Source organism: Luteimonas rhizosphaericola, assembly GCF_029888045.1.
In the GTDB taxonomy this organism is placed as follows: domain Bacteria; phylum Pseudomonadota; class Gammaproteobacteria; order Xanthomonadales; family Xanthomonadaceae; genus Luteimonas; species Luteimonas rhizosphaericola.
This window is the reverse complement of sequence record NZ_JARXRN010000003.1, coordinates 1-5341: the sequence shown is the minus strand read 5'-3', so window position 1 is coordinate 5341 and position 5341 is coordinate 1. Positions and strand designations below refer to the sequence as shown.

Sequence of the window (5341 nt, the reverse complement as noted above, 5' to 3'; positions counted from 1 at the left end):
TTGGCTTGTCGCCCGCAAGTCTCGGGTGTAGCTTGAGGCCTAACAATTCATTCAAGCCGAACCCGCTTCGCGGGTCGGCTTAATTCAGGTGTTAGCCCGCATGAAATACGACGACGCGTCTTGGCATTACGGTGGAGAATTCCCTTCGGACTTGCCGGATGAGGCAGGAGCCACTCATACCGGGATGTACGTTGCATGGGCACTCCTTTCAGGACTCGCTGGCGACATCCACATCATCGACTACCCAGAGGACATCCAAAGGCTGCAAGAACGCTCGGTAACGCCGGGCGCTTTCTTCTTATCCGCCTGCGACGGAAAGTTCACGAACGAAGACCTGACTGATGAGGGAAATGCCTTCACCTCTTGGTACTTTGACTTTGAGAAAGGTCAGTACCTAGCTGACTACGAAGCCACTTTTGGACAAAGCCTTCCGGAAGGGCCAAATAGCCTGTATTACGTGACTGACAGCTGGGACAGTTTTGACAAGCTTCGCCCTGTTCTGGACATGCGTCTTCTCGAGTGGCGCTCACCTGCGGGCTAACAATTCATTCAAGCCGACGCCGCTTCGCGGCGCGGCTTAATTCAGGTGTTAGGCATCATGGACACTTCGTCATGAACTGGAAGCTCATAGCTAAGTACGTTCTGTGCCTGCTCCTTGCCCACTTCACAATTGGACTCCTTGAAGGTCTTTTCACACCTGCTTCTTTCGGCGTTGATGAAGGTCTGCGATATTTCTTCATGGCCATGGCCGCATACCTTTCGGCGTCGGCTATCGTGTTCTTTACCCTCTCTGCGCGCCATCCCCAAGGCCGCTGGGCCCAGGCCACCTTGGTTTTCCTCGTGTATGCGGTGCTTTCCTTAGCGATTGACCTTGTTAGTTCAATCTGGCTTCCCAGCACCCCAATTGTTCTATCCGCTATTGGCTGGCTAGCTGTCGCAGTCTGTGCGCTCCTCGGCACAGTCGGCGGAGCTTTGTTTGCAGCCCGTGCCGCAGTTGTTGCACCTCAAACTTCAAGGCATGATGCCTAACAATTCGTTCAAGCCGAGCCCGCATCGTTACTGCCTCGACCTGAAGCTCGACCAGTGCGGGCCGGCTTAACTCAGGTGTTAGGCGTGCTTATCAACGACTCGGCAGCCCAGAGTTTTCTCGCCATGGCATTTGCACTTGCTCTTGTCGGGTGCGGGAAGGAGCGTGCGGTGCTTACGCCGGAGTTCCGCGGAACGTTCTCCGCGGGCGGGAAGCCGGCGGCAGGTGCAGAAGTTCTTATCGGCTTCAGTGGCGATCATGATCGCCCTTGCGATGGCCTACCCGTTGTCGCGGTCGTAGATGCTGGCGGGCACTTCAGTGCTCCCGCGAAGACAACTCGCATGAGCAAACGAGAGCGAGCGGCAATCCCCTTCGGCACCTTCCAAAACTATGTTTGCTTCCGCTACAAGGGCGAGGTGCTGATCTCGTCCATGTTCCTCACCAGTCCCGATGAGACAGACAAGTACATCGGTACCTGCGTAACACCTCATATCTCAACTGGCTATGATGATCACATGTGCCAATGGCGTCGCGAGCACGCCTAACCATTCATTCAAGCCGACGCCACTTCGTGGCGCGGCTTAACTCAAGCGTTAGGTGTCATGAAAGCGGACTCGCCACCAAGCATCTTAAAGACTGACCTGACCGTTCTTGCCGTCTTGGCTGGCTTTGTGATCGCCACATTCGTGTTTCGAGACAGCCTAGGGCTCTGGGTATTCATAGTGGTCGGTTTGGCGACCCTGGTCCAGTTGTTCCGCGTGGTGTTCCTGCGTGGAGATCGTGGGATACTCAAGAAGCTTTGGGATGCATTGAAAGATGGCTTCTGGGGGATCGGATAGACAATGTTTGACGACTGTCGAGTATCCGTGTCTAGCGGGCTGACACCTAACAATTCATTCAAGCCGACGCCGCTTCGCGGCGCGGCTTAATTCAGGCGTTAGGCAGCAGAAGATGCTTCAGTCATGGCCGGTTCTAGCGCTGATCTCTGCCGGGCTCCTCGGCAACCTTGTGGTGCTTGTCCGCTGGCGCAGATTCCGCACTTCTGGTTCATTGTTAGCACGCAACCTCGCAATTGGATCGCTTGCTGCCTGCCTAGCGGCAGTGGGGTTCGCGTTTGACGTCTTTACGCAAGTCTGGGTTGCGCGTCCAGGTTCAATATCGGGGGCGGCGCTTGTCCTTTGCGGCGTACTTTTTCTCGCTCTATCTATTGCAGCGGTGGCGGCCCTGCTTGTCAGCCGCCACAAGCATAGCCATGCTGCTGCCTAACAATTCATTCAAGCCGAACCCGCTTCGCGGGTCGGCTTAATTCAGGCTTTAGGCGGCATGGTCAAGTTCGCATGCACATCCTGCGAAGCCACGGTCGACACAGCTCGAGATCTGGTGCGCGTTCCTCGCCTGGATGCTGGCCAGCGGGTTAGTCGCACGGCCACTGAGTACAAGTGTGCAAGTTGCGGAGCTTTCTATGCCCTGCAGTTTCGGGTCGTGGGAATTTTTGCCTACATCGCCGCTGCACCAGTCTTCATTCTGGCGCTGGCATCGTATGCTCCAGAGTTGGCGGCAAGGACAGGGGCGTGGCTGGGGCGTGTTGCTTACCTACCATCCCAGACATTGCCGCCTAACAATTCATTCAAGCCGAACCCGCTTCGCGGGTCGGCTTAATTCAGGCGTTAGGCCTCATGAAGAACATTGTCGCAATCGGCTTGCTCATCTCATTGTTCTGGGCAGTTGGATGCACCTCCGTGCTCCAAACGAACTCTGCGGCGGCCGTTCCTGTTGAGGTGATCCCGCTTGAGCAAGCTAAAGCGCTCATTACATCGGGCCAAGTCAAAGAGATCTTCCAGCCGCATATTGGCTGCGTCGTTCTCACGCTACAGGACGGGCAGTACCTATCCTTTGACCAACCACACCTCGACTGGATTCTTGGCTTCCTTGAAGAGCGGGGGCTAGACAAGCAGATTGCGGTGTCAATGGAGTAGGCTGAGGCCTAACAATTCATTCAAGCCGACGCCGCTTCGCGGCGCGGCTTAATTCAGGCGTTAGGCGGCATGAATAAGCAATCCGAGCCCTCTCATCTTCCGACTCTTGAGGCAGTTATCACTGCCTTCGATGACCGTCGGGATTGGGTGGTCTCGACCAACGGCTCAAAGCTTCGTTGCGAGTATGGGCTTCTCGCGCTTGTACCGCTCCTCGTTGAAGCGCTTCCAAAAATTCGCAACGCAACAGGCCGCATGCACATCATGTTCGACTTCATTCCACTCGCGCGTCGCGACACTCGCGTTGTAGAAGCTGCGAGAGACAGGCTGCAAGATAGATCAAAGGCTGTACGTATGCACGCTTGCGAAGTTCTCGCGTACAGCCTTAGGCATGACGCTGTGCCAAGCCTAGAGCCCTTGCTACATCATCCCATAGCCGAAACTCGAGCTAACGCGGTGGCCGCAATCGATGCAATTCAGCATCAGAACCATCACTTCTATCTGGACCGGGAGCACAAGGGAACTTCGTTCTGGGTAGTCAATCCACAAGACGATCCGGCATACAAGCCAAGACCTTGGCAAATTCGTCAGGAGAGCCAGTGACCATCGCGCACCGCATGCCGCCTAACAATTCGTTCAAGCCGATGCCGCTTCGCGGCACGGCTTAACTCAAGCGTTAGGCGACTATGGACCTACATCCGAACGTCGAGAAAGATCTAGCTGAGATCTTGCCGCAGCTGAGAGAAGCGGGACTTGAGCCTGCCTCTTGCCGGTATGACGCAGCAGCTTTTGGCAATTACGTTGTCGGCTTCAGCAGCAGCGCTGGCGTCCTTGAGATCATTCGAGACCGCGGTCAGTACATTCTCGGCGGTGACCAAAGCACACTTCAACGCCTCGGGTATTGGCGCGCATTAGAGACCAAGCAAGAGGTCGCGGCGGGCTTGCAGGCTTACCTGGCATCCGCCGCCTAACAATGCATTCAAGCCGAAGCCGCTTCGCGGCTCGGCTTAATTCAGGCGTTAGGGGGCATAGTTGTTTCAGCGGCTGTCGATTGAGGAGGTGGTCGGGCGCTACATGATCTCCAGCACGAAGGCGATTACCGTCTTGTGGGGAAATGAGCTTCCGGGTCACTTCTTGACTGTCTGCTACTCAACGATCGATACGCTAGGGTTGTTGTTCTCACCGCCAGACCAAATTTCTGCTGATAGGAAATCGTTCAAAGCTTGGGTGGATCGGTTTCTAATTCCGCGTGCGCGTGATGGCTACAACTCAATAGATCTTTACGCAGCGCGTTGCGCCATCCTTCACTCGCACTCGACGGCATCAGATTTGTCCCGCTCAGGAAAAGCAAGGCAGGTCCAGTACTACTTCGCGGACAGATCAGATCCGAAGGCCAAGCAACTGATTGAGCTAACTGGAAGATTGCACGATGGCGGGCACATTGCAGTACACATTCAAGATTTCGGTACCTCGTTGGTTGAAGCTATGTCCGACAGCGTTGGGGAGCTCATATCAACCTGCAATAGCTGCCAGCGATCGGCGGCCAGGCTGCAGGAGGTCCTTCAGTCCTATCCAATGCAGGATGCCCCCTAACAATTCGTTCAAGCCGATGCCGCTTCGCGGCACGGCTTAACTCAGGCGTTAGGGCTCACATGGAAGCAGTCACGCAACCTGTAGCCAATGACCTTGGCGACCGCATCATCAAGGTCAATCACGCCGGCGAGCATGGCGCCGTAGGTATATACACCGGTCAAATCCTCATGGCCAGACTGACCGCGCCAAAGATGGTCGCTGAGCTTCGCGAATTCCGCTCACACGAGCAGCGACATAGGGCCATTTTTTGCGCTGAGCTGGAGCGGCGTCGCCGTCGTCGCTGCCGTAGCTACTGGCTTTGCGGCATGGGTGGTTTCGTACTCGGAGCCATAACTGGCTTGCTCGGCAGCAGCGCTATTGCAGCAACCACCACCGCCGTTGAGAGTGTCGTGCTTCGCCACCTTGAGCATCAACTCGTTGTGCTGCAGAGCCATGATCCTCTCGCCGTATCAGCAATCTCATCCATTGTCGCTGAGGAGCAGCAGCACCACGACCAGTCTTTGGGACACGTCCAGGCTGGTACATTCTGGCCTAGGGTTCTCACGCCCATTGTGTCCGCCTCGACTGAGGCAGTTATCTGGCTGGGCATGCGGCTGTGAGCCCTAACAATTCATTCAAGCCGACGCCGCTTCGCGGCGCGGCTTAATTCAGGCGTTATACGTGGTCATGCAGCTTCGTGTTGGTGGCTTCGTTTGGTTGCGCGGCTGCTGATTTCATCGGCTCCGGTAGCGCTCGCCTTCGGGCACCA

General features: G+C 55.9%; 7 protein-coding genes. All 7 read left to right on the top strand.

Annotated elements, in window-relative coordinates:
• Nucleotides 1-100 precede the first annotated feature (100 nt).
• The 7 genes from QFW80_RS00110 (at nucleotide 101) to QFW80_RS00080 (ending at nucleotide 5192) form a co-directional block, all read left to right on the top strand.
• Nucleotides 101-541, top strand: a complete 441-nt coding sequence (locus QFW80_RS00110; protein ID WP_280598822.1) for a DUF7832 domain-containing protein — start codon at nucleotides 101-103, stop codon at nucleotides 539-541.
• Nucleotides 542-612: 71 nt separating this feature from the next.
• Nucleotides 613-1029: a hypothetical protein gene (locus tag QFW80_RS00105; protein ID WP_280598820.1), complete on the top strand. Its 417-nt coding sequence runs from the start codon at nucleotides 613-615 to the stop codon at nucleotides 1027-1029.
• A gap of 84 nt (nucleotides 1030-1113) precedes the next feature.
• Complete coding sequence (locus QFW80_RS00100; protein WP_280598818.1) at nucleotides 1114-1572, top strand: hypothetical protein; 459 nt, start codon at nucleotides 1114-1116, stop codon at nucleotides 1570-1572.
• A gap of 57 nt (nucleotides 1573-1629) precedes the next feature.
• Nucleotides 1630-1866 (top strand): hypothetical protein, encoded by a 237-nt coding sequence (locus tag QFW80_RS00095; protein WP_280598817.1) that lies wholly within the window; start codon nucleotides 1630-1632, stop codon nucleotides 1864-1866.
• Nucleotides 1867-2703: 837 nt separating this feature from the next.
• Nucleotides 2704-3003: a hypothetical protein gene (locus tag QFW80_RS00090; protein ID WP_280598815.1), complete on the top strand. Its 300-nt coding sequence runs from the start codon at nucleotides 2704-2706 to the stop codon at nucleotides 3001-3003.
• A gap of 69 nt (nucleotides 3004-3072) precedes the next feature.
• On the top strand, nucleotides 3073-3603 hold the full coding sequence (locus QFW80_RS00085) for a HEAT repeat domain-containing protein (protein WP_280598813.1): 531 nt from the start codon (nucleotides 3073-3075) through the stop codon (nucleotides 3601-3603).
• A gap of 1049 nt (nucleotides 3604-4652) precedes the next feature.
• Nucleotides 4653-5192 (top strand): demethoxyubiquinone hydroxylase family protein, encoded by a 540-nt coding sequence (locus QFW80_RS00080; protein ID WP_280598812.1) that lies wholly within the window; start codon nucleotides 4653-4655, stop codon nucleotides 5190-5192.
• Nucleotides 5193-5341: the final 149 nt, after the last annotated feature.

Coding starts and splice junctions, on each gene's coding strand:
- QFW80_RS00090 (WP_280598815.1), top strand. CDS start 2,704: ATGAAGAACATTGTCGCAATCGGCTTGCTCATCTCATTGTTCTGGGCA.
- QFW80_RS00105 (WP_280598820.1), top strand. CDS start 613: ATGAACTGGAAGCTCATAGCTAAGTACGTTCTGTGCCTGCTCCTTGCC.
- QFW80_RS00095 (WP_280598817.1), top strand. CDS start 1,630: ATGAAAGCGGACTCGCCACCAAGCATCTTAAAGACTGACCTGACCGTT.
- QFW80_RS00085 (WP_280598813.1), top strand. CDS start 3,073: ATGAATAAGCAATCCGAGCCCTCTCATCTTCCGACTCTTGAGGCAGTT.
- QFW80_RS00080 (WP_280598812.1), top strand. CDS start 4,653: ATGGAAGCAGTCACGCAACCTGTAGCCAATGACCTTGGCGACCGCATC.
- QFW80_RS00110 (WP_280598822.1), top strand. CDS start 101: ATGAAATACGACGACGCGTCTTGGCATTACGGTGGAGAATTCCCTTCG.